The sequence below is a fragment of the Stutzerimonas tianxiuensis genome (assembly GCF_053470365.1).
In genome coordinates this window covers 182,852-206,993 of sequence record NZ_JBPVWS010000008.1, presented here as the reverse complement: position 1 = coordinate 206,993, position 24,142 = coordinate 182,852, and the positions used below count along the sequence as shown (strand labels likewise).

The 24,142-nt window shown below is 60.0% G+C and carries 22 protein-coding genes; 17 read left to right on the top strand and 5 right to left on the bottom strand.

Translation table 11 applies throughout. The annotated features are described in order from the left end of the window. Positions 1–18 precede the first annotated feature (18 nt). The 5 genes from fadB (at position 19) to ACSSNI_RS12540 (ending at position 7,182) form a co-directional block, all read left to right on the top strand. Positions 19–2,166, top strand: coding sequence for a fatty acid oxidation complex subunit alpha FadB (fadB, locus tag ACSSNI_RS12560; RefSeq protein ID WP_200637972.1), 2,148 nt, complete (start codon positions 19–21; stop codon positions 2,164–2,166). A 17-nt stretch (positions 2,167–2,183) separates the two neighbouring features. Further along, the gene (gene fadA, locus ACSSNI_RS12555; protein ID WP_159968574.1) at positions 2,184–3,359 is read left to right on the top strand and encodes an acetyl-CoA C-acyltransferase FadA; all 1,176 of its coding nucleotides are present in this window, start codon (positions 2,184–2,186) and stop codon (positions 3,357–3,359) included. Positions 3,360–3,438: 79 nt separating this feature from the next. Beyond that, complete coding sequence (locus ACSSNI_RS12550) at positions 3,439–3,666, top strand: DUF1653 domain-containing protein (protein WP_019340656.1); 228 nt, start codon at positions 3,439–3,441, stop codon at positions 3,664–3,666. Between the two features lie 309 nt (positions 3,667–3,975). Further along, entirely contained in the window at positions 3,976–6,588 is a 2,613-nt protein-coding gene (topA, locus tag ACSSNI_RS12545) for a type I DNA topoisomerase (protein WP_148924858.1), read from the top strand. A 75-nt stretch (positions 6,589–6,663) separates the two neighbouring features. Beyond that, a complete protein-coding gene (locus tag ACSSNI_RS12540) occupies positions 6,664–7,182 on the top strand; it encodes a DUF6586 family protein (RefSeq protein WP_148924859.1) in 519 nt (172 codons plus the stop codon). Between the two features lie 37 nt (positions 7,183–7,219). Here the strand turns inward: ACSSNI_RS12540 and ACSSNI_RS12535 are convergent, their stop codons facing one another. After that, positions 7,220–8,059 carry a DMT family transporter gene (locus tag ACSSNI_RS12535; protein WP_159968570.1) on the bottom strand — a complete coding sequence of 280 codons (840 nt, stop codon included), beginning with the start codon at positions 8,057–8,059 and terminating at the stop codon, positions 7,220–7,222. Between the two features lie 178 nt (positions 8,060–8,237). Between ACSSNI_RS12535 and ACSSNI_RS12530 the strand changes: the two genes are divergently transcribed. Beyond that, on the top strand, positions 8,238–8,474 hold the full coding sequence (locus ACSSNI_RS12530) for a hypothetical protein (protein WP_102835015.1): 237 nt from the start codon (positions 8,238–8,240) through the stop codon (positions 8,472–8,474). Positions 8,475–8,549: 75 nt separating this feature from the next. On the opposite strand, the gene sulA is transcribed toward ACSSNI_RS12530, so the two are convergent. Both sulA and lexA read right to left on the bottom strand, forming a co-directional pair. Beyond that, positions 8,550–9,029 (bottom strand): SOS-induced cell division inhibitor SulA, encoded by a 480-nt coding sequence (gene sulA, locus ACSSNI_RS12525; RefSeq protein WP_102834648.1) that lies wholly within the window; start codon positions 9,027–9,029, stop codon positions 8,550–8,552. 10 nt (positions 9,030–9,039) lie between these two features. Further along, the gene (gene lexA, locus ACSSNI_RS12520; protein ID WP_200637973.1) at positions 9,040–9,648 is read right to left on the bottom strand and encodes a transcriptional repressor LexA; all 609 of its coding nucleotides are present in this window, start codon (positions 9,646–9,648) and stop codon (positions 9,040–9,042) included. 196 nt (positions 9,649–9,844) lie between these two features. Here lexA and ACSSNI_RS12515 point away from each other — a divergent pair, with 196 nt between their 5' ends. The 8 genes from ACSSNI_RS12515 to ACSSNI_RS12480 all read left to right on the top strand — a co-directional run bounded on the left by ACSSNI_RS12515 (position 9,845) and on the right by ACSSNI_RS12480 (position 16,841). Continuing rightward, on the top strand, positions 9,845–10,552 hold the full coding sequence (locus ACSSNI_RS12515; RefSeq protein WP_102834646.1) for a TetR/AcrR family transcriptional regulator: 708 nt from the start codon (positions 9,845–9,847) through the stop codon (positions 10,550–10,552). Between the two features lie 39 nt (positions 10,553–10,591). Then, positions 10,592–11,116 carry a L,D-transpeptidase gene (locus ACSSNI_RS12510; RefSeq protein WP_200637975.1) on the top strand — a complete coding sequence of 175 codons (525 nt, stop codon included), beginning with the start codon at positions 10,592–10,594 and terminating at the stop codon, positions 11,114–11,116. A 16-nt stretch (positions 11,117–11,132) separates the two neighbouring features. Further along, positions 11,133–12,131 carry a beta-N-acetylhexosaminidase gene (nagZ, locus tag ACSSNI_RS12505; RefSeq protein ID WP_200637977.1) on the top strand — a complete coding sequence of 333 codons (999 nt, stop codon included), beginning with the start codon at positions 11,133–11,135 and terminating at the stop codon, positions 12,129–12,131. A 13-nt stretch (positions 12,132–12,144) separates the two neighbouring features. After that, entirely contained in the window at positions 12,145–12,882 is a 738-nt protein-coding gene (locus ACSSNI_RS12500; RefSeq protein ID WP_200637978.1) for an S-methyl-5'-thioinosine phosphorylase, read from the top strand. A gap of 179 nt (positions 12,883–13,061) precedes the next feature. Continuing rightward, a complete protein-coding gene (locus ACSSNI_RS12495; protein ID WP_418952666.1) occupies positions 13,062–13,559 on the top strand; it encodes an LEA/WHy family protein in 498 nt (165 codons plus the stop codon). 8 nt (positions 13,560–13,567) lie between these two features. After that, positions 13,568–13,771, top strand: coding sequence for an SEC-C metal-binding domain-containing protein (locus ACSSNI_RS12490; RefSeq protein WP_200637980.1), 204 nt, complete (start codon positions 13,568–13,570; stop codon positions 13,769–13,771). A gap of 7 nt (positions 13,772–13,778) precedes the next feature. Further along, the gene (locus ACSSNI_RS12485) at positions 13,779–14,243 is read left to right on the top strand and encodes a DUF2489 domain-containing protein (RefSeq protein ID WP_200637981.1); all 465 of its coding nucleotides are present in this window, start codon (positions 13,779–13,781) and stop codon (positions 14,241–14,243) included. A 60-nt stretch (positions 14,244–14,303) separates the two neighbouring features. Beyond that, entirely contained in the window at positions 14,304–16,841 is a 2,538-nt protein-coding gene (locus ACSSNI_RS12480) for a penicillin acylase family protein (RefSeq protein WP_200637982.1), read from the top strand. 36 nt (positions 16,842–16,877) lie between these two features. Here the strand turns inward: ACSSNI_RS12480 and ACSSNI_RS12475 are convergent, their stop codons facing one another. Together ACSSNI_RS12475 and tsaA are read right to left on the bottom strand one after the other, a co-directional pair. Continuing rightward, complete coding sequence (locus ACSSNI_RS12475; protein WP_200637983.1) at positions 16,878–17,477, bottom strand: DJ-1/PfpI family protein; 600 nt, start codon at positions 17,475–17,477, stop codon at positions 16,878–16,880. A gap of 95 nt (positions 17,478–17,572) precedes the next feature. Next, positions 17,573–18,271, bottom strand: a complete 699-nt coding sequence (gene tsaA, locus ACSSNI_RS12470) for a tRNA (N6-threonylcarbamoyladenosine(37)-N6)-methyltransferase TrmO (protein ID WP_200637986.1) — start codon at positions 18,269–18,271, stop codon at positions 17,573–17,575. Positions 18,272–18,680: 409 nt separating this feature from the next. Here tsaA and betT point away from each other — a divergent pair, with 409 nt between their 5' ends. The 3 genes from betT to betA all read left to right on the top strand — a co-directional run bounded on the left by betT (position 18,681) and on the right by betA (position 24,049). After that, entirely contained in the window at positions 18,681–20,747 is a 2,067-nt protein-coding gene (gene betT / locus ACSSNI_RS12465) for a choline BCCT transporter BetT (protein ID WP_102834636.1), read from the top strand. Positions 20,748–20,844: 97 nt separating this feature from the next. Continuing rightward, positions 20,845–22,317: a betaine-aldehyde dehydrogenase gene (betB, locus tag ACSSNI_RS12460; protein ID WP_200637988.1), complete on the top strand. Its 1,473-nt coding sequence runs from the start codon at positions 20,845–20,847 to the stop codon at positions 22,315–22,317. Between the two features lie 55 nt (positions 22,318–22,372). Next, positions 22,373–24,049 (top strand): choline dehydrogenase, encoded by a 1,677-nt coding sequence (gene betA, locus ACSSNI_RS12455; protein ID WP_200637990.1) that lies wholly within the window; start codon positions 22,373–22,375, stop codon positions 24,047–24,049. The last annotated feature ends 93 nt before the right edge of the window (positions 24,050–24,142 follow it).

Here is a 24,142-nt window from a genome sequence, read left to right as displayed (position 1 = left end):
TACCGTGGAGATCAGTTGATGATTTACGAAGGTAAAGCCATCACGGTTAAGGCTCTTGAGAGCGGCATCGTCGAATTGAATTTCGACCTCAAGGGTGAGTCCGTCAACAAGTTCAATCGCCTCACCCTCAACGACCTGCGCCAGGCAGTCGACGCCATCAAGGCGGACGCTTCGGTCAAGGGCGTCATCGTTACCAGCGGCAAGGATGTTTTCATTGTCGGCGCGGACATCACCGAGTTCGTCGACAACTTCAAGATGTCCGATGAGGAGCTGGTCGCCGGTAACCTCGAAGCGAACAAGATCTTCAGCAATTTCGAAGACCTCGGTGTCCCGACCGTCGCGGCCATCAATGGCATCGCGTTGGGCGGTGGTTTCGAGATGTGCATGGCCGCTGACTACCGCGTCATGTCCACTGTTGCCAAGGTCGGCCTGCCAGAAGTGAAGCTGGGCATCTACCCAGGTTTCGGCGGTACCGTTCGACTGCCGCGTCTGATTGGCGTGGACAACGCTGTCGAGTGGATTGCGTCTGGTAAGGAAAACCGTGCTGAAGACGCGCTCAAGGTCCGCGCCGTCGATGCCGTGGTTGCTCCCCAGCAGCTTCAGGCCGCCGCGCTGGATCTGATCAAGCGCGCCATTTCTGGTGAGCTGGACTACAAAGCCAAGCGTCAACCAAAGCTGGACAAGCTCAAGCTCAACGCTATTGAGCAAATGATGGCTTTCGAAACCTCCAAGGGTTTTGTGGCTGGTCAGGCTGGCCCGAACTATCCGGCGCCGGTCGAAGCGATCAAGACCATTCAGAAAGCCGCCAATTTCGGCCGCGACAAAGCGATCGAAGTTGAGGCCGCTGGCTTCGTCAAACTGGCCAAGACCTCTGTTGCACAGAGCCTGGTCGGTCTGTTCCTGAGCGATCAGGAGCTGAAGAAGAAGGCCAAGGCGTATGACAAGCAGGCCCGTGACGTGAAACTGGCTGCCGTGCTCGGCGCCGGCATCATGGGTGGCGGTATCGCCTATCAGTCGGCTGTCAAAGGCACGCCGATCCTGATGAAGGATATCCGCGAAGAAGGCATCCAGATGGGCTTGAACGAGGCTTCCAAGCTGCTCGGCAAGCGTGTCGAGAAAGGTCGCCTGACGCCAGCCAAGATGGCTGAAGCCCTCAACGCCATCCGCCCAACCATGTCCTACGGCGACTTCGGTCACGTCGACATCGTGGTTGAGGCCGTTGTCGAAAACCCGAAGATCAAGCAGTCGGTGCTGGCCGAAGTGGAAGGCCTGGTGCGTGACGATGCCATCATCGCTTCGAACACCTCGACCATTTCCATCAGTCTGCTGGCCCAGGCGCTCAAGCGTCCGGAAAACTTCTGCGGCATGCACTTCTTCAATCCGGTGCACATGATGCCGCTGGTGGAAGTCATCCGTGGTGAGAAGACCAGCGAAACCGCGATCGCCACCACCGTTGCCTACGCGAAGAAAATGGGCAAGAGCCCGGTCGTGGTCAACGATTGCCCGGGCTTCCTGGTCAACCGCGTGCTGTTCCCGTACTTCGGCGGCTTTGCCCGTGCCATCGCTCATGGTGTGGACTTCGTCCGCGCTGACAAGGTGATGGAAAAGTTCGGCTGGCCGATGGGTCCGGCGTATCTGATGGACGTCGTCGGCATGGACACTGGCCACCACGGCCGTGACGTGATGGCTGAAGGCTTCCCGGATCGCATGAAGGACGACACCCGTACGGCCGTCGACGTCATGTATGACGCCAACCGTCTTGGCCAGAAGAATGGCAAGGGCTTCTATGCGTACGAGATGGACAAGAAGGGCAAGCCGAAGAAAGTGGTCGACCCGCAGTCCTACGAGCTGCTCATGCCGGTGGTCAGCGAGACGCGCGAGCTCTCCGACGAAGACATCATCAACTACATGATGATTCCGCTGTGCCTGGAGACTGTCCGCTGCCTGGAAGACAACATCGTCGAAACCGCTGCCGAGGCCGATATGGGCTTGATCTACGGCATAGGCTTCCCACCTTTCCGTGGTGGTGCACTGCGCTACATCGACTCGATCGGTGTTGCCGAGTTCGTGGCACTGGCCGACAAGTACGCCGACCTGGGCCCGCTGTATCACCCGACTGCGAAGCTGCGTGAGATGGCCGCTAACGGCCAGAGCTTCTACGGTTAATCGAGGAATAGAGAGATATGAGCCTTAATCCGAGAGACGTCGTCATTGTCGACTTCGGCCGTACCCCGATGGGTCGTTCCAAGGGCGGCATGCACCGCAATACCCGCGCCGAGACCATGTCCGCGCAGCTGATCGATGGCTTGTTGGCACGCAACTCCAAAGTCGACCCGGCAGAAGTCGAGGACGTGATCTGGGGCTGCGTCAACCAGACCCTGGAGCAGGGCTGGAACATCGCCCGTATGGCTTCGTTGCTGACCCGTATCCCGCATACCAGCGCCGCGCAGACTGTCAGCCGCTTGTGCGGTTCGTCCATGAGCGCTTTGCACACCGCCGCTCAGGCGATCATGACCGGTAACGGTGATGTCTTCGTCGTGGGTGGTGTCGAGCACATGGGCCACGTCGGCATGATGCATGGCGTCGACCCGAACCCGCAGCTGTCGCTGCACGCTGCTAAGGCGTCCGGCATGATGGGTCTGACAGCCGAAATGCTGGGCAAGATGCATGGCATCACCCGCGAGCAGCAGGACGCCTTTGGTGAGCGTTCGCATCGTCTGGCGCACAAAGCGACCGTCGAAGGCCTGTTCAAGGATGAAATCATCCCGATGGAAGGCTACGACGAGAACGGTTTCCTCAAGGTCTTCGACTACGACGAGACCATTCGTCCGGAAACCACCCTGGAAAGCCTGGCGGCGCTGAAGCCTGCTTTCAACCCGAAGGGCGGCACCGTGACTGCAGGTACCTCATCGCAGATCACTGACGGTGCTTCCTGCATGATCGTCATGTCGGCGCAGCGTGCTCAGGATCTTGGTATCCAGCCGATGGCGGTGATTCGCTCGATGGCGCTGGCCGGCGTCGACCCGGCAATCATGGGCTACGGTCCGGTGCCGGCGACTCAGAAAGCGCTCAAGCGTGCTGGTCTGACGATGGACGACATCGACTTCGTCGAGCTCAACGAAGCCTTTGCCGCCCAGGCATTGCCAGTTCTGAAGGACCTCAAGCTACTCGACAAGATGGAGCAGAAGGTCAACCTTCACGGTGGAGCCATTGCCTTGGGTCACCCGTTCGGTTGCTCAGGTGCGCGTATTTCCGGCACTCTGTTGAACGTGATGAAGCAGAACAGCGGTACGCTTGGCGTGTCCACAATGTGCATCGGCCTCGGTCAGGGCATCACCACGGTGTTCGAACGCGTCTAAGCTATTTGGCGGTACTGGAACCGGGGCTCTGTGCCCCGGTTTTCATTTTTGATGAGTGTTTTTTTCAGAGGCAGTCGAGATGCAAGTCACGCCAGGCCGTTACCGTCATTACAAAGGCCCCGAGTATCGCGTATACGCAGTTGCTCGGCATTCCGAAACGGAAGAGTCAGTGGTCTTCTATCAGGCGCTATACGGCGATTTCGGGCTGTGGGTTCGTCCGCTCTCGATGTTTACCGAGACGGTAGAGGTCGACGGCGAAACGCTTCCCCGTTTTGCCCTGATCGAAGCCGAGCCCACTCGTTTTTAGGCACTGTATGCACGAGCTGGCTTAACCCCTGCGCTTGACCTCAGCTCTATCGCCACTATATATAGCGGTGCTTTCAGACCGGGTGAAGACCATTCTCCCTCGGTTTAGGACGATAAGACCCAGCCGGGCAGCCAGGCTGCCAATGGATTTAGGCCATGGGTGCGGACGTTTTCCGGAGCAAATGATTGCTCTCGCAGGCTGGTTACGCTGCTTCGCTTCTAGGCTGGCAAGCCAGGTGACGTTTCGACGTCGGGCTGCTGCCGGTTCAACAATCTCAGTTCACCTCTCGATTCAGGAACTCTCCTCTCCATGGGTAAATCGCTGGTCATCGTGGAATCACCGGCCAAGGCCAAGACAATCAACAAGTATTTGGGCAACCAATACGTGGTGAAGTCGAGTATCGGCCACATCCGCGACCTTCCCACCAGCGGCTCTGCCAACAAGGAGCCGGTCAAGCGCGGCAAGGCTGCAGCGGCCGAAGCTCCAGCGCTTTCGCCGAAGGAGAAGGCCAAGCGTCAGCTGTTTACCCGCATGGGCATCGATCCCGAGCACGGCTGGAAGGCGAAGTACGAAATCCTGCCCGGCAAAGAGAAGGTCATCGATGAGCTTCGTCGCCTGGCCAAGGAAGCCGATACCATCTATCTCGCGACCGACTTGGACAGAGAGGGGGAGGCCATCGCCTGGCATCTGCGCGAATCCATAGGTGGCGATGATGGCCGCTACAAGCGCGTGGTGTTCAACGAGATCACCAAGAAGGCGATTCAAGAGGCGTTCTCCAAGCCGGGCGACCTCGACATCAATCGTGTCAATGCGCAGCAAGCACGACGGTTCCTCGACCGAGTCGTGGGTTACATGGTCTCACCGCTGCTCTGGTCCAAGATCGCCCGAGGGCTCTCCGCTGGCCGTGTTCAATCGGTTGCTGTGAAGCTGGTGGTGGAGCGTGAGCGCGAGATCCGGGCATTCGTTCCGGAAGAATATTGGGAAGTACACGCCGACCTTGGTACGAGCGGCAATGCCAAGGTTCGCTTCGAAGTCTCTCGCGAGAACGGCGAAGCCTTTAAACCCCTCAACGAAGCGCATGCCATGGCGGCGCTCGAGCAGCTCAAGGATTCCAGCTACAGCGTCACCAAGCGTGAGGACAAGCCGACCAGCAGCAAGCCGTCTGCGCCGTTCATCACCTCGACGTTGCAGCAGGCGGCGAGCAACCGTTTAGGGTTCGGTGTGAAGAAAACCATGATGATGGCGCAGCGTCTCTACGAGGCTGGCTACATCACCTACATGCGTACCGACTCGACCAATCTGTCGGCAGATGCGCTGACGATGGTTCGGGGGTTCATCGAAGACGAGTTTGGCGGCAAGTATCTGCCTGAAAAGGCCAACTTCTACTCCAGCAAGGAGGGCGCCCAGGAGGCTCACGAGGCGATTCGTCCGTCGGACGTCAATCTGCGCCCGGCGCAGCTGACGGGAATGGAACGAGACGCCGAACGCCTCTATGACCTTATCTGGCGTCAATTCGTGGCGTGCCAGATGCCGCCTGCACAGTATCTGTCGACGAGCGTGACGGTCACTGCCGGCAATTTCGAGCTGCGCGCCAAGGGCCGCATTCTCAAATTCGACGGTTACACCAAGGTCATGCCGCAGCAAAGCAAGAGCGGCGAAGACGACGTGCTGCCGGAGATGAACAAGGGCGATGGGATGAAGCTGATCAAGCTTGATCCGAGCCAGCACTTCACCAAGCCCCCGGCGCGCTATTCGGAAGCGAGCCTGGTCAAGGAGATGGAAAAGCGAGGCATCGGCCGTCCATCGACCTATGCGGCGATCATCTCGACGATCCAGGATCGTGGCTACGTCTCGCTGCACAACCGCCGCTTCTACTCCGAGAAGATGGGCGACATCGTTACCGAACGCCTGTCAGAAAGCTTCAATAATCTGATGGACTACGGTTTTACCGCCGGCATGGAGGAAAACCTCGACGACGTTGCTCAGGGCGAGCGCGAGTGGAAGCACGTACTCGACGAGTTCTACGGAGATTTCAAGAAAAAGCTCGAGGTGGCCGAGGCCAGCGAGAACGGCATGCGTGCCAATCAGCCTACGCTGACCGACATTCCGTGCAAGGTTTGCGGTCGGCCGATGATGATCCGCACCGCGTCCACCGGCGTCTTCCTAGGTTGCTCCGGCTACAGCCTGCCACCAAAAGAGCGCTGCAAGTCCACGGTCAACCTCATCCCTGGCGATGAGATTGCCGCTGATGACGAAGGTGAGTCCGAATCCCGAGTGCTGTTGGGCAAACATCGTTGCCCGATCTGCAGCACGGCGATGGATGCCTATCTGCTCGACGAAACCCACAAGCTGCATATCTGTGGCAACAACCCCGACTGCACCGGTTACGAAATCGAAGAGGGTCAGTACCGCATCAAGGGCTATGAGGGGCCGAGCCTGGAATGCGACAAGTGCGGTAGTGAAATGCAGCTCAAGACGGGCCGCTTCGGCAAGTTCTTCGGCTGCACCAATGCCGACTGCAAGAACACGCGTAAATTGCTCAGAAGCGGTGAGGCGGCTCCACCGAAGATGGATGCCGTGAAGATGCCTGAGCTTAAATGTGAAAAGGTCGACGACACCTATGTGTTGCGTGACGGCGCCTCCGGTTTGTTCCTGGCCGCCAGCCAGTTCCCCAAGAACCGTGAGACCCGTGCACCCCTGGTGCTGGAGCTGCTCCCCCACAAGGATGAGATCGACCCTAAGTATCACTTTCTGCTGAGTGCGCCTCAGAAGGATTCGGAAGGGCGCGCGGCCGTGATCCGCTTCAGCCGCAAGACCAAGGAGCAATACGTTCAAACCGAGGTCAATGGAAAGCCGACCGGCTGGAAGGCATTCTTTGATGGCGGCAAGTGGAAGGTAGAAGACAAGAGCACCGGCAAGTAACTGACAGCCGCGAGTCGAAGCCGTCTTCCTGCGGGCTTCGACTCATTGCGTTTCAACTCTCGGGAGACCGTCGCCATGGCTCATGAGCTGTACACCCGCACCAATCAGAAAATCTACTTCGCCGGACTGGCCCTCGAAAACTGGCGGCGGGCTGAAGAGAAAGGCGCGATGAATGCGCCAGGTCTGATTCAGGCCGAGCGCGAGGCTAGCCTTTTTCAACTGTACGGCGCGTTGTTGGGCCTGTGTCATGAGATCGCCGGCTACTATCGCCTGCCCGAAGCCAGTGCGCCGCGTCCGGAGCTGTTGCTGGTGCCCTCAGTGCAAGGCGCTTCATCAAGCCCGGAGCTGGCTGAGCTAATTGAGCTGGCCGAGCATTCCGAAACCTGGTTAGCAAAGCTGCTGAAAGCTTACTCGGTACTCTTCGAGCCGCCTCGTACGCCAGCCAAAGCCAAGACCGATCCCACCATGCCGTTGATCGAGGCAGTCAGTGTCGATGAACAGGTGCCGGCGTTGGCACGGGAAGAGCTGGAGGCTTGGCGGCGCAGCTTGAAAGAGCTGGCCTTACGCTTTCGCGAGTCACTGACCGAGTGGTAAGCGAATAAGCGCGCAACGGCAGGGGGCCGCCGTTGCATCAGGTGCGCTGCTTGAACCTTAGGACTAGAGCAATGCCGCCTAGAATCGCAAAGCCGGCGACCAGCAACTTTCCGGTCAAGGGCTCCCCTAGCAACAGGCTTCCCGCCAGGGCTGTTAGAAGTGGCACGCTCAGCTGTACGGTGGCCGCCTGGATGGCCGCCAGGCCCGGGAGCGCTGCGTACCAGATGGCGTAGCCGATGCCGGAGGTCAAGCCGCCAGACAGCAGCGCATAGATCACTCCTGTGCTGTCCCATTTCAGGCTGTTCAGCGCCAGCAGGCATAACAGGATGGCAATTGGCAGGGTCCGAACGAAGTTACCCGCAGTAGCAGCCAGTGCATCAGGCGTACCTTTGCCTAATATCGAATAGGCGCCCCACGCAGCGCCCGCCAGCACCATCAGCAGAGAAGCCGATAGCGGCGGTGTACTCGTGCCAGGCAGCAGAAGCGTGAGTAGGCCAGCGCCTGCCATAAGCATTCCGGCACTCTGCCCCCAATGCAATCGCTCACCGTGAAGCATCCCCCAGGCGATCATGCTCAACTGCACAGCCCCGAACAGCAGCAGCGCGCCGGCGCCTGCGTCAAGGTTGAGGTAGGCATAGGAAAAGGAGGCTGCATAGGCGAAGAGTGCCAAGGCGCCTCGCCAGCTACCGGAGGTCGACGAAGATCGTCTTCTCAGGCACAGCAAAAGCCACAACACCACTGCTCCGGCAAATAAACGCAGTGCAGTAAAACTGGCCGGATCGATCTGGCTGTCGCGAAGTGCCGCGCGACAAAGCAGTGAGTTGCCAGCGAATGCAAGCATGGCCAGGGCCGTCAATAGCAAGGTTTTGATGGTCATCCAGCGGTCCGGTCCACGGTAGACCGCCATCCTAACGGCTGGCCGCGTTGCTGCGCATCTGCTTTCTGTCTGGGCGAGAGTGTCTGAAAATTCAGCAATGTGTCTCGGCAGCGAAACCCAAAAGCTGCCCGCAGGCCGGGTGGCTGTTACAATGCGCCGTTTGAACGGGAGCATGATCATGCCAACGTCTTTTCTGGAAATCGTCGAGCTACCCGACGGCAGCATTGTGCTGCGTCGCGCCGAGGACGAAGGCGTACTGGTCACGCTGGATTTTTCTGACGATGCCAAGGCGTTCCTGCAGGGGCAGCACGTCGAAATCGCCAAGGCAATGTTCAACATTGGCGTGCAAATGGCGGGGCGGGTGTCAGAGGGTGATTTCGAGCGGGAGGAAGAGGGCTCGCGGGTATTGCATTGAGAGGTGGAATGCTTGGACTGCTTTACGGCTGCGGGCGGGCTTCGGCACATCCTTATGCCGAATGGCTGGGACGTATCAGCTACCCAGACGTATGTTCAAACTTTGCGCATTACCCTGAGCGGCCGCCACCCGAAGTTTCAGCCGGGACGCCTTGTCGAGGCGTGGGAACCAGGTAATCACCGTGTGGCTGCAGCCTGACACCAATGCCTTGCACGCCAGCTCAAGCGCAGTCTGACTTTCACGCGCCTGCAGCAACAGGATACGGTCACGATTCAGGCCGTTTTCTCGCAGCCAATTCTGTGAAAGTGATACCGGTGGAGCAATCAGTGTGAGCCAGCGCGTATCAGCCGCCTCACTGAGCTCGCGCAGCATTGGAGCCAGCAACTGGCGGCAGTGATCCCCGCTACCGGTAAGGGTCATTTCGCTAAGGCAGTCATCCGCGGGCTGCGGGGCGCGCGCTACCTCGCCGAAGGGCGTCAGGCGATGCGCGATCAGCCCTTCGAACAAGGAAAGCTGCGGTGGTTTGCCTGCGGTGGGTTGGGGATGGTACTGCATGAACCTCTCCTTAGCGGCGTATTACGCCGACGCTCAAACCTTCGATAACAAGCTCTTGCTGCTCGAGATCAACTTCAATAGGCGCAAACTCGGGGTTTTCAGCGAGCAGCCAGACCTTGCTGCCTTCGCGCTTGAAACGCTTAACGGTTACTTCGTCCTCGATTCTGGCCACGACAATCTGTCCGTTACGCGCTTCACGCGTGGTATGGACCGCCAACAGATCACCATCGAAGATGCCGACATCCTTCATGCTCATACCGTGTACACGCAGCAGGTAATCAGCCTTCGGCTGAAAAAATGAAGGATTGATCTGGCAAGATTCTTCGACATGCTGCTGTGCGAGAATTGGCGCCCCGGCGGCCACCCGGCCGATTACTGGAAGTCCATTTTCCTCAGTAGCCGGTTCGAACCCTGGAATACGTATCCCGCGGGAGGCGCCGGGCGTCATCTCAATGGCTCCTTTGCGAGCCAAGGCCTTGAGGTGCTCCTCTGCGGCATTGGGCGACTTGAAACCCAGCTCTTGAGCGATCTCGGCACGCGTCGGCGGATAGCCGTTGTCCTCAAGGCAGCGCTTGATGAAGGCGAGAATTTCCGACTGGCGTGGGGTCAGCTTGATCATCAAAGGGCCTCTGTTCTTTTATACAGTGACTGGGATTATATACAGTGCTGGATGCTTGGCAATCGTTGTTTGAAGCAGCCGCAGGCTATCTTTGAATGCGCTTTGAACCGGTCGCCAGAGTTATTTGGCGCTATGTTGGTTGACTTGGGGTAGGTTGAAACGTAAGTTTCAAACAGATGTTTGTCGGGGGAGAAGCATGGCGCAGTCTGAAACAGTCGAGCGTATTCTGGATGCGGCGGAGCAGCTATTCGCTGAGAAGGGGTTCGCCGAGACGTCGCTGCGTCTGATCACCAGCAAAGCCGGCGTCAACCTGGCCGCGGTGAATTATCACTTCGGCTCGAAAAAAGCTCTTATTCAAGCGGTTTTCTCGCGTTTTCTGGGTCCGTTCTGCTTGAGCCTCGAACGTGAGCTCGACAGGCGTGAGGCCCAGTCCGACAGAAAAGAAAGTCTCGAGGAGTTGCTTGAGATTCTAGTTGAGCAGGCACTGGCGGTGACGCCACGCAGTGGCGACGATCTGTCCATTTTTATGCGCCTGCTGGGGCTTTCGTTCAGTCAGAGCCAGGGCCATCTGCGTCGTTACCTGGAAGACATGTACGGCAAGGTGTTCCGCCGCTATATGCATCGAGTCCACGAGGCCGCTCCGTCGATCCCACCCATTGAGTTGTTCTGGCGTGTGCACTTCATGCTTGGCGCTGCGGCATTCAGCATGTCCGGCATCAAGGCTCTACGGGCCATTGCCGAGAACGACTTTGGCGCCAGGACGTCAATCGAGCAGGTCATGCGCATGATGGTGCCGTTCCTCGCGGCCGGCATGCGGGCCGATTCCGGTGTGGCTGATCCTGGGCTGGCTCAGGCCCATCCGATTGCCCGGCGTAACGCGCTGGCTATGCCAGCTAAGGGCTAGGGTGCATCCTCGGGGCGCGATCAGCTAAGCTAGCCGCCCATGACTGACCTCGATTTTCTTCACGTCTCGATCGCTGACCAGATGCTTTACGGTTTTACCGGTTCCCGCCTGCGGCTCCGGTTGCCAGTTTCGACTGCGCTTAATGGGGCAGGCGAGCGTAATGGCTCTGGCTGTACGCCCCGGGGTCGCCACCGGGTGCGTGCGCGGATTGGTGAGGGCCTGCCTTTGGGCGCCGTGTTGCGTGGACGACGCTGGACCGGCGAGGTTTGGAATGCCGACATGCATGACCAGTTTCCTGGCCGTGACTGGATTCTGACCCGAATTCTCTGGCTAAGCGGCTGCGAGCCTGGCTATAACCGGATGGGCTCGGTGGATACCTTCCGTCGCTATATCTATCTGCATGGCACGCCTGACTCTGAGCCAATGGGCATACCGCGTTCGCATGGCTGTATCAGAATGCGCAATGCCGACCTGCTCGATCTGTTTCCTCGTGTGCCCGCTGGTTGTGCCGTGCACATCGGCGAAGCGGCATGTCCGGAATGGTCGAGCGCAACGATCAATTAAGGATTCGCTGACTAACATGCAAGGCTCTTTGATGCTGGACGTCGCTGGTACCTGGCTCACTGCCGAGGATCGCCAGTTATTACGCCAGCCGGAAGTCGGTGGGCTAATTTTATTTGCCCGCAACATCGAAAATCCGCGTCAGGTCGAGGCCCTTTGCCGCGCCATTCGAGCGGTGCGGCCTGACCTCTTGCTCGCGGTCGATCAGGAGGGCGGGCGTGTCCAGCGGCTGCGGCGTGATTTCGTCCGGCTACCGGCGATGCGAGAGTTTGCCTCGCATGCCAATGCCGTTGAATTGGCAGAAGCCTGTGGCTGGATCATGGCGACCGAGGTGCTCGCCGTTGGACTCGATTTCAGTTTCGCGCCTGTGCTGGACCTTGATTATCAGCGCAGCGCGGTGGTGGGCTCGCGTGCTTTCGAGGGAGATCCGCTACGCGCCAGTGAGCTTGCAGATGCTTTCATCAACGGCATGCACAGTGCCGGAATGGCCGCCACTGGTAAGCACTTCCCCGGTCATGGCTGGGCCGAGGCAGATTCCCATGTGGCGATACCGGTCGACGAACGCGGACTGGATGAGCTTCGCGGTCAGGATCTTGTTCCGTTCTACAGGTTGGCGGACAAGCTTGACGCTGTAATGCCAGCCCATGTGATCTATCCGCAGGTCGACGACAGGCCCGCTGGGTTTTCTCGGCGCTGGTTACAGGATGTCCTGCGCGGCGAGTTGGGTTTTCGCGGCGTGATCTTCAGTGATGACCTGTCGATGGCCGGGGCGCATGTGGCCGGTGATGCCGCGAGCCGGATAGAAGCAGCGCTGTCAGCGGGTTGCGACATGGGGCTGGTATGCAACGATCGAGGCGCCGCGGAGTTGGCGCTGTCGGCGCTGCAGCGGCTTGGAGTGCGGCCATCCGCGGTCTTAGGCAAGATGCGCAGCCGCGCGGCCGACTCGTCGGAGTATAAACAGGACCCACGCTGGCAGGCCTCCATTGCTGCGCTCAGAGCCGCTGAGCTGATTGCTTGACCAAGGAACATAGATGACTGTCCATGCCATTATTGGCGGCACCGGGCTTACAGAGCTGCCGGGGCTGACCCTGCGTGAAGCTGTTCCCGCCGAGACGCCGTACGGTCCGCCGTCGGCCGATATTCTGCGTGGCGACTATGCCGGTCATGAAGTGCTATTTCTCGCCCGGCACGGGCACCCTCACCGGGTTCCGCCACATCAGGTGAACTACCGCGCCAATCTGTGGGCTCTGAAACGCGCGGGCGCAGAGTCGATCATCGCAGTGAACGCTGTTGGTGGCATTCATCCAGCCATGGGTGCCGGCCATCTCTGTGTGCCTCACCAGCTCATCGATTACACCTATGGCCGTGAGCACACATTCTTCGAGGGCGACATCGAGCATGTCACCCATGTCGATTTCAGCTATCCCTATAACGAACGCCTGCGTCAGCGCCTGATAGGCGGTCTGGCAGCTGAGAGTTATCTGTTCAGCAGCCATGGCGTGTATGGCTGCACTCAGGGGCCGCGGCTAGAAACGGTTGCCGAAATCGCCAGGATGGAGCGCGATGGTTGCGATATCGTCGGGATGACCGGTATGCCGGAAGCAGTATTGGCGCGTGAGCTGGAGCTTCCATATGCCTGTCTGGCACTGGTCGTTAATCCTGCTGCTGGAAAGGCCAGTGGGATAATCACCATGGCCGATATCGAGGCCGCGCTGGCTGAAGGGATCGTCAAGGTACGTACGGTACTGGCACGCGCGCTGGTGGGTTGAGTACAAGGATGTGCGTGCTGCCTTGGCGAGCGAGTGTGCGCAGGCTGAACTGGCGCGATGGGCTGGCGGACTCAAAAAGAACGGTAGTAAAGACGTAGCGTATCGCTGCTATTTTCGTCCAACACCCATTGCGGGCGATCCGCTGCTTGCTACACTTGGCCGTCCTTTGGAGTACCGGAATGCTTTGCCACGCACCTATAAGAAGAATATCCAGAACGGTGATGTTGTTGAGTCTGCTGGCCGGCCTTGCAGGCTGTTCAACTTGGTTCAGCAGTGATTTCCGGGATCCTCGCGTTCAACTCAAAAACGTTGAAATCATCAAGGCCAGGCTGCTCGAGCAGGAGTTCATGCTGCGCTTTCGCATCGACAATCCCAACGAACAAAGCCTTCCTGTTCGCGGCCTGGTCTATAAAGTGCACCTCAACGACATCGAGCTGGCGAGCGGTGAGTCCAGTGGCTGGACAACTGTGGCTGGAAACGGCTTCGAGTATTACGAGGTGCCGATCCATACCAATCTCTGGCGGCACATGAAATACATTGTTCGCTTGCTGGAAAAACCGGACCGTCCCATTGCCTATCGTCTGGATGGTGAGTTGAAAACGGGCCTGATGCTCGGGCGGCGCGTGCACATCTCCACCAATGGCGAGATAATCCCTGGCAACTTTATCCCGGAGTAGTAGTACCGATGAACCACGAAACCCACGTGCACGGTCCCGATTGCAATCACGACCACGACCACGACCACGCACACCACGATCATGGTCATGTTCACGGCCCGCATTGCAATCACAGCCACGACCCGGTGCGCAATCCGCTGAAGGATGTTGGTCGGAACGATCCTTGCCCCTGCGGTAGCGAAAAGAAGTTCAAGAAGTGCCACGGAGCCTGATCCGCGCATGACTCCCATCAACACACTGTTGCTCATAGCTGGCCTGCTGCTGATCGTGGCCCTGGCGGGATACGCCCTGCATCTATGGCGCAAGGTGTGGCGTAGGGAGCAGCAGCTGGCGGAAATGCAGGCGCAGCAGCATGCAGCGCTTGCGGCGGATCTGCGCGTACTGGCCGGTAGCTTGCTTGACGAGCAGGTGCCGTTGATCGAAGGCGCGATCCGGATCAAGGTGCTGCTGGACAACTACGACTCCACGCTAGGCCAGGATCCGCGCTGCCAGGTTTTCCAGGTGCTCTTCGCTGAGACCGCGCAGGTGCCGACGCATGACGCCTGGAAAGCGCTGGATCGCTCCGAGCGTCGCCATCATGAAGCCCGCTTCAGCGCGCTCGAACTGCAGCACAAGGCCGAGGCGCGCCGCTCCGCCCGCTGGTTGCTCGATGAAGCACTGCCGAAGAATCACCAAGCCGCCTGACCGCGACGGCTGATCACATCCTTTTCATACTCGTACTGCCCTGCCTGCAAGGAGCCGTTGATGCCATTGCGTCTGCCGTTTTCTCTGGTTCGCCTGTTCTTGGGCGCCGCACTTGTAGGTGGAGCCCTCAGCGGCTGCCAGGCCTATCTGGACAGTCGCTATAGCGACAGCTTGCCGCCTGCTAGTGGCGTCCAGGCGATTACCGGTCTGGACAAGAGTGTGAGCATCCGTCGCAATACGTTGGGAATGCCGTTGATCGAAACGGCGAACTTTCACGACGCGCTGTTCGGGTTGGGTTATGTGCATGCCACCGACCGCCTGAGCCAGATGGTCAGCATGCGGCTTATGGCCGAAGGGCGCCTGGCTGAAATGGCCGGTCCTGGCGTACTTGAAGTAGACCGCTTCATGCGTGCCGTGAATCTTCGGCAGAGCGCAGCGGGGCTGTACCGGGACAGCTCGCCTCGGATGAAACGCTTCTTCGAGGTGTATGCCAGGGGCGTTAACGCCTACTTGTTCCGCCATCGCGACAAGTTGCCGATGGATCTGGCCGCCACGGGCTATACCCCCGAATACTGGAAGGCTGAAGATTCGGCGCTGGTGTTCTGTCTGTTGAACTTCGGCCTGGCGGTTAATCTTCAGGAAGAAATCGCATCGCTGGTCATGGCGCAGAAAGTCGGTGCGGATAAGGTCGCCTGGCTGCTGCCCACCTATCCGGATGAGGCGTTGCCATTCGAGGAAGTCGACAAGCTCAAAGGCTTGAAGCTCAGTGGCGCTATCGCTGGGCTTGCAGCGCTCGATAGCGCTGCCACTCAAGTGGCATCGCTCAACATGCTGGGCGTTGCCGCTTCGAATAACTGGGCCGTTTCCGGCAGCAATACGCGCAGCGGCAAACCGATCCTGGCCAACGACACTCACCTGCCGCTGTCGATGCCGTCGTATTGGAACTTCGTGCAGATTCGCTCGCCGAAATTCCAGGCTGCAGGCGTGACGATTGCCGGCGTGCCGGCCGTGGTCGCCGGTTTCAACGGCAAGCTGGGTTGGGGCATGACCATGGTCATGGGCGATACCCAAGATCTGTTTCTTGAACAGGTGCGGCGCGAGGGCGGCCGCTTGCTCTATCTGGCCGATGGCAAGTGGGTGCCGGCGCGCGAGCGAAACGAGACCTTCTTTATCAAGGGCGCACGCCCAGTTCGTGAAACGATCTACGAGACACGCAACGGCCCGCTGCTCAACAGCGCTCTAGGCGAGCGCAAACACCCGTTGCAGCCGCTGCAGTTGAGCAGTGGCTACGGGCTGGCCCTGAAAACCAACCAGTTCGAAGCGGATCAGTCGCTGGACGCATTTTTCGACCTGACCCGTGCGCAATCCGTTGATCAGGCGTTCGAGGCGACTCGTGACATCCGTGCAATGGCGCTGAACATTGTGTTTGCTGACCAGCAAAGTACCGGCTGGCAGGTCACCGGGCGCTATCCCAACCGTCGCGAGGGCTTGGGCCTGGTCCCGTCGCCCGGTTGGGAAGGGCGTTATGACTGGGATGGTTATGCTGATCCGATGTTGCATCCCTACGACCAGGACCCGGTGCAGGGCTGGCTGGGTACTGCCAATCAGCGCACAGTACCCAAGGGCTACGGCATGCAGCTTTCCAATTCCTGGTACTACCCGGATCGTGCCGAGCGCATGGCCGCTCTGCTTGGGCAAGGCAAGCAGGACACTCGCAGCGTGATCGCGATGCAATACGATCAGACCACGACCTTTGCTGCCAAGCTGCAGACCATGCTGCAGGCACCGGGAATGGCAGAGCCGCTGAAAGCCTCCATCGACGCACTGGGCGAGCCGGATCGGCGCCGGGCACGTGAGGCGCTTTCGACACTTTTGCGCTTCGATGGCAGGCTGGCCGCCGGCTCGGCGGACGCCGCGCTGTATGAAGCGTTCCTGATGGAAACGGCGCGCCAGACTTTTCTCGACGAGCTAGGGCCAGACAGCAGTGCTGCATGGAAGGCGCTGGTCGAAACCGCAAACGCCTCCTATTCGGCGCAGGCAGATCATCTGCTCAGCCGCGACGACAGCCCTTTCTGGGACGACATCGGTACACCGGGCAAAGAAGACAAGCCTGCCATTCTGGCGCGTTCGCTTGCCGCTTCGGTCGTTCGCATGGAAGCTGCCCTTGGTACTGACCGGAATGCATGGCAATGGGGGCAGCTGCATACCTACACCTGGAAGACCGGCACTACGCAACTGGCGCCCTACATGTCGACCAGCCAGCGCGCCGGCATCAACGCGATCAGCGGCTATCTGGACCGTGGCCCGGCCCCGGCTGGTGGTGATCACAGCACATTGAACGTATCGGCCTACCGCTGGGGCGACAATTTCGATACCTGGCTGATTCCGGCAATGCGGATCATTGTCGACTTCGGCCGTGACGAGCCCATGATCGGCCTCAACAGTACGGGTCAGTCCGGCAACCCGGCCAGCCCCCACTACGCAGACGGCATCGAGGCCTGGTTGAAGGGCGGCTATATGAGCTTCCCGTTCAAATCCGAGAATCTGGACAAGGTCTACGGCACCCAGCGGCTGCTGCTTACGCCGTCGCCCAAGTAGTGTAAAGACCCGTGGACGATGTGGCGTCGCTGTGGGTCAGTTGTTTTTACGCCAATCGAAATCCATCTGCCGGGCGGTGGCTTCGGCCAGCTCTCGGCCAGCGATTCGCTCGACCAGATGCAGGCTCATGTCGATACCGGCAGAGATGCCGGCCGAGGTCACGTAGCGGCCGGTGTCCACCCAGCGACAGCCTTCGACCACCTTCAGCAACGGAAACATTGCTTTCAGCTCGCTGACGTCTTCCCAGTGCGTGGTCACCTTGTGCGCGTACAGCACGTTGGCTTTTGCCAGCATGAAGGCGCCGGTGCATACCGAGGCGGTGAGGCCGGCTTGCGCGGCGGCTTTCTCGATCCATCGCACCACCTCGGGGTTTTCCAGTTCGCTCGTAACCACGCCGCCCGGAATGATTAGCAGATCGATGGGCGGATGGTTGGCAAAGTTGTAGTTGGGTTGCACCACCAGCCCGGCCCTGGCGCGAACCAGGCCCTTGCGTGCAGCGATGGTCGAGGTCGAGAAGGGCGGTGGCTGACCGTTGCGCAACGCCAATCGCGTCGCGGTACTGAACACCTCGTAGGGCCCGGTAAAGTCGAGCACCTCGACGTCGGGGTAAATGTAGATACCGACGAATGTGGGCATGACGGTCACCTGTCGTGTGCGCCGGGCTGGAGAGGCAACTGCTCGAGCCGCTACGCAGGGCGTTCCTGAGCGGTTTTCCGCGCGTTCAGCTCAGCCTAGCTGGCCGCTCGTGTCACTTCCAATACAGTTATGCTCGACGGGTCGGGGTAATGCCAGCGAACTTCAACGTCCCACAGGCGGGTACCGTAACGGCGTTCTGGAGCCGGGGTCTGGTAGGCCGGTCTCGGGTCTTGCGCCAGGCATTGCTCGATCAGGGCTTGCAGAGGTTCGCCCAGTCTTGCCGCTTCGCCCTGCGCTTGCTGCAGGCTGGATTCGGTCCAGTGCACGGCGATGAGACTGGGCGCGTCCTCGGCCAGGCCGTTACGGGCATCGCTGACCACGTCGGCGTAGGGGACGTAAGGCTTTATGTCCAGTACCGGCGTCCCGTCGAGCAGATCGATACCTGATAGATGCAGGCGTCCTGGCTCGATTCGGTCGAGCTTTACCACCGACTGCCCAATGCCGTTGGGCCTGTGTGTCGCACGTGTGGCGAAAACGCCAACCATCCGATTGCCGCCCAGTCTTGGCGGGCGCACCCGTAGCCGGGGTTCAGTCTCCAGCGCCTGATGAAAAAGAAACAGTAGCCAAACATGGCTCACCTGTTCCAGGCCCTCCAGCGCATGGGGCTGGTCGAACGGTGCGACCAGCTCCAGCACGCCGCGAGCAGCCGGCGCCAGCTGCGGCTGGCGCGGAATCGCGAACTTCTCTTTGAAACAGGAGTGCACGAAGCCGATTGGGGTAACGGAGTAAGACATGCTGACCATCCAGGCGCGGAGCCTGCCATCTTACTCGTTGCGGTAACGGCTCGCGCCATGCACCCGGACTTCAACATCGATCCAATCAGCGCTAGACCCCACAGATGCGTTCTTTAGCAGTCGAACCTCCCTCGCGCGGAGGCGGTCGGGAGATGCAGCGTTTGGAAAATTCGTGTAGGATGCGCGCCCTTTTTCGAACATAGGCTAGGTTTGTTTTACGGCTCTACGCTTTATCCCTTTCCAGCGCCGTGCTCGCCAGAGCTATACGGCGGTTTTTGGCACGTCGCCCCTGACGTCGCCCGCATCAGGCAGCAGCAGTGCAGCCGCTTTGGCAGTCGCGAAACGTGGCAGCCGCATTCGTCGCTTCGCGATGTCCTAAAAGCCAGAACAAGTTCCGGAGATAGAACTGATGAACGAGGCTGAGCTCTCACCCAATCACACCGACTCAACACGGGATCGCATCAACCCGGTCGTTTTCTACAGTTCGGCGGTAGCCATCGTAGTGTTTGCGATCTGGACGATGTTCTTCACGGAGCCTTCCCTGACGGTCATCAATACCGTTTTAGGCTGGATTTCGAACACCTTTGGCTGGTTCTACTTCCTGGCCGTGCTGGTGTACTTGCTGTTCGTAATCGTCATTGCGACCTCGCGTTACGGCAAGATCAGGCTAGGCCCTGACCACTCGAAACCGGAATTCAATGTCGTGACCTGGGCGGCGATGTTGTTCTCCGCCGGTATCGGCATCGACTTGCTGTTCTTCTGTATCGCTGAGCCCATCACCCAATATCTGGAGCCGCCGGTAGGCGTAGGCGGCACCGCGCAGGCAGCCCGGCACGCGATGGAGCTGACCTTCCTGCACTGGGGGCTGTCTGGTTGGGGCGTCTATACCCTTGTGGGCATGTCGCTGGCGTACTTCAGTTTTCGCCAAGGGCTTCCTCTTTCGATCCGCTCGTCGCTGTACCCCATCTTTGGCAAAGGCATTTACGGACCCATCGGGCATACAGTCGACACGGCCGCCGTGTTGGGCACGGTGTTTGGTATCGCCACGAGCCTGGGCATTGGCATCATTCAGCTCAATTTCGGCCTGAATTACATTTTCGGGGTGCCTGAGAGCACGCTGACTCAGGGGGTGCTGGTCGTGCTGATTGTCGTGTTTTCGGCGATATCGGCGGCGACCGGGGTGGAGCGGGGCATCCGCCGACTTTCCGAATTCAACATGCTGCTCGCGGTATTGCTGCTGCTGTTCGTGTTGTTCGCCGGCAAGACCACCTTCCTGCTCAACGCGCTGGTGATGAACATCGGCGACTACTTTTCCAACTTCATCAGCCTGTCGTTCGACACCTATGCCTACGACCAGCCGACCGACTGGCTGAATGCCTGGACGGTATTCTTCTGGGCCTGGTGGATCGCGTGGGGGCCGTTCGTAGGGCTGTTCCTGGCGCGCATCTCGCGAGGCCGTACCATCCGCGAGTTCGTGGTTGGCACTTTGCTGCTGCCGCTGGCCTTCATGATGGCGTGGATGTCGATCATGGGTAACAGCGCCATCGACCTGGTCATGAACGGTGCCGTCGAGTTTGGCGCGCAGGCTGTCAGCAATCCTGGCTCCTCGATCTACCTGTTTTTGCAGAGCTTGCCCTGGGCTGGCCTGACGACATCGGTCGCCACCGTGCTCGCGATTGTGTTCTTTGTGACCTCGGGGGACTCGGGTTCGCTGGTGCTGTCCAACTTCACCTCGATTCTCCGGGACGCGAACAGCGATGCGCCGGTCTGGATGCGCATACTCTGGGCCGCGATCATCGGCGTGCTGACCCTGGCGCTGCTGATTGCCGGCGGGCTGAGCGCACTGCAAGGCACCGTGGTGATCATGGGACTGCCGTTCTCCATTGTGCTCTTGTTCATGATGGTCGGCCTGTTCAAGGCGCTGCACGTTGAAGGCGTGATGGCGGACAGTTACCAGAAGAGCCTCTCCGGCCAGCTGTCCGGCCGTGCGACGCTCGAGCATGCCCACATGAACTGGAGTCAGCGGCTCTCGCGGGCGATGAGCTTCCCGAGCCAGTCGCAAATTCGCCGCTACCTCAAGGAGACATGTCGTCCGGCCATGGAAGAAATCCAGAAGGCGCTCGGCGAGAAGGGCGTACCGGTGGAGATTGTCGAAGGCGAGCCCGGCAACGAGCACCTGATCCTCAACGTGAATCTCGGCAGCGAGATGGACTTCACCTACCAGATCTGGCCCGTTCGCAGCTCCATGCCGTCTTTTGCGGTGCGCACCTCCAGCAGCAGTGCGCACTATTACCGGCTTGAGGTACACCTGCGTCAGGGCAGCCTGGGTTACGACCTGATGGGCTACTCGAAGCGTCAGCTGATCGAAGACATCCTCGATCACTACGAGCACCACATGCAGTTCCTGCATCTGCAGCGCGAGAAAGGCAGCCTGGCGGACGGCTCGTCCGAACCCGGCACCACAAGCGCCACCTGACCGCGATCACGGCGAACCTACAGGTTCGTCGTGGGCATCTGAAATGTGGCAGCGGCTTATCCGGCCGTTGCCACTCGGACATTCGAAGAGGTAAATCATGGCCCGTTATCCACGGCAACAACTCTATATCGATGGCACCTATGTCGAGGCCAGCGGTGGACAGGTGTTCGAGAGCATCAATCCGGCCAACGGCGAAGTGCTTGCCGAAGTGGCCCAGGCATCGCGTGCTGACCTTGAGCGAGCGGTTGTCAGCGCGGAGAAAGGCCAAAAGGTCTGGGCCGCACTGACCGGCATGGAGCGCTCGCGGGTGCTGCGCAAGGCGGTCGACATTCTGCGCGAGCGCAATGATGAGCTGGCGTTGCTGGAAACCCTCGACACCGGCAAGCCACTGATGGAAACCCGCAGCGTCGATATCGTCACCGGCGCCGATGTGCTCGAGTACTACGCAGGCCTGGCGCCGACCATCGAAGGCGAGCAGATCCCATTGCGCGACACCAGCTTCGTCTATACCCGCCGTGAGCCGCTGGGCGTGGTAGCAGGGATCGGCGCGTGGAACTACCCGATCCAGATCGCCCTTTGGAAGGCCGCCCCGGCACTGGCCGCGGGCAACGCGATGATCTTCAAGCCGAGCGAAGTGACTTCGCTGAGCGCGCTGAAGCTCGCCGAAATCTTCACCGAAGCCGGTTTGCCCGCCGGTGTGTTCAACGTGCTGACCGGCACCGGTGCCGAAATTGGCGCCTTGCTCACCGAGCATCCGCGCATCGCCAAGGTGTCCTTTACCGGCGGTGTCGCGACTGGCAAGAAGGTCATGGCCAGCGCCGCCAGCTCTTCACTCAAAGACGTGACCATGGAGCTGGGCGGGAAGTCGCCGTTGATTGTCTGCGATGACGCCGATCTGGATCGCGCCGCGGATATCACTGTCATGGCCAACTTCTTCAGCTCCGGTCAGGTCTGCACCAACGGCACCCGCGTGTTCGTGCCGCGCTCGCTGTTGAGCGAGTTCGAAGCGAAGCTGCTCGAGCGGGTCAAGCGCATCCGCATGGGCGACCCGCAGGACGAGCAGACCACATTCGGCCCCATGGTCAGCTTCGCCCACATGCAAAACGTGCTCGGCTATATCGCCAAGGGCAAGTCGCAAGGTGCGCGCCTGCTCTGTGGTGGTGAACGCGCCACCAGCGGCGATTTCGGCCGTGGCGCCTACATCGAGCCGACCATCTTCAGCGACTGCACCGATGACATGATCATCGCCCGTGAAGAGATCTTCGGCCCGGTGCTGAGCCTCCTGGCCTACGACGACGAAGACGAAGCCGTGCGTCGTGCCAACGACAGCGACTACGGTCTGGCCGCCGGTGTGGTCACGCGGGATCTGGTGCGCGCGCATCGGATCATCCATCAGATGGAAGCCGGAATCTGCTGGATCAATACCTGGGGTGAGTCAGCCGCACAGATGCCCGTCGGCGGTTACAAGCAGTCCGGGATCGGCCGCGAAAACGGTATCTCCTCTTTGTCGCATTACACGCGATTGAAATCGGTACAGGTTGAACTGGGCGACTTCGCGTCGGTTTTCTAAGCGAGCAGGCCGAGGCGAGCGCAGGGCGGCGCTCGCCAACGCGACAGGAGGATTCATGGAATACGACTACATCATCATTGGTGCCGGCTCTGCGGGTAATACCCTGGCTGCACGCCTGACGGAGGACTCGGATGTCAGCGTTCTGCTGCTGGAGGCGGGCGGGCCTGACTACCGCCTCGATTTCCGCACTCAGATGCCGGCAGCACTCGCTTATCCGCTGCAAGGCACGCGCTACAACTGGGCCTACAAGACCGACCCAGAACCCCACATGAACAATCGGCGCATGGATTGCGGGCGCGGCAAGGGGTTGGGCGGATCATCGTTGATCAACGGCATGTGCTACATCCGTGGCAACGCCCTGGACTACGACAACTGGGCGACCATGCCGGGTCTGGAGGACTGGACCTATCTGGACTGCCTGCCGTACTTCCGCAAGGCTGAAACCCGCGACATCGGCGCCAACGACTACCACGGCGGCGACGGCCCGGTCAGCGTCACGACGCCCAAGGCCGGCAACAACGTCCTGTTCCAGGCGATGGTCGAGGCGGGCGTGCAGGCTGGCTATCCGCAGACCGAGGACCTCAACGGTTACCAGCAGGAAGGCTTCGGGCCCATGGACCGCACTGTCACGCCCAATGGCCGTCGCGCCAGTACGGCGCGTGGTTACCTTGACCAAGCCAAGGACCGCCCGAACCTGACCATCGTCACCCATGCCGTCACCGACCGCGTGCTCTTCGAGAACAAGCGCGCCGTAGGTGTGAAGTACCTGCGTGGCCGCGAACAAGCCACCGTCGCTCAGGCTCGTCGTGAAGTGTTGCTGTGCGGCGGGGCCATTGCTTCACCTCAAGTGCTGCAGCGCTCCGGCGTCGGTCCAGCGTCGTTGCTCAAGGGGCTCGGGATTGAAGTGGTTCACGACTTGCCTGGCGTCGGCCAGAATCTGCAGGATCACCTGGAAATGTACCTGCAGTACGAGTGCAAGCAGCCGGTTTCGCTGTATCCCGCCCTCAAATGGTGGAACCAGCCGGCCATTGGCGCCGAGTGGCTTTTTCTCGGCTCCGGTATCGGTGCCAGCAACCAGTTCGAAGCCGGGGGCTTCATTCGCAGTCGCGAGGCGTTCGAATGGCCGAACATCCAGTTCCACTTCCTGCCAGTGGCGGTCAGCTACAACGGCAGTAATGCACACGACGGCCATAGCTTTCAGGCCCATGTGGGTTCGATGCGCTCACCGAGTCGCGGGCGGATTCAGATCCGTTCGACCGATCCTCACGTCGATCCAAGCATCCTCTTCAACTACATGGCTCATGATCAGGACTGGCAGGAGTTTCGCGATGGCATCCGCCTGACGCGCGAGATCATCAACCAGCCGGCGCTCGACCCCTTCCGTGGCAAGGAATTGAGCCCGGGCGTGGAAGCCCAGAGTGATGCGGATCTGGACGCTTTCGTCCGCGAGCATGCCGAGACCGCCTATCACCCATCCTGTTCCTGCAAGATGGGCACGGACGAGATGGCAGTGGTTGATGGTCAGGGGCGTGTCCACGGCGTGGAAGCCCTGCGCGTGGTGGATGCGTCGATCATGCCGCAGATCATCACCGGCAACCTCAACGCCACCACCATCATGATCGCCGAGAAGATCGCCGACCGGATTCGTGGACGTGAACCATTGCCGCGCAGCACGGCCGCCTATTACGTGGCCAATTGCGCGCCGGTTCGCAAGGCGCCTCTGCGCGGCTGAGTATGGTCAGGTTGGGTTGAGCGGAGGGCGAGCGATTCGCCCCCCGTTCTCCCTGGTGCGCCTCTAGAGCAGCGATGCTGACACGGATACGGT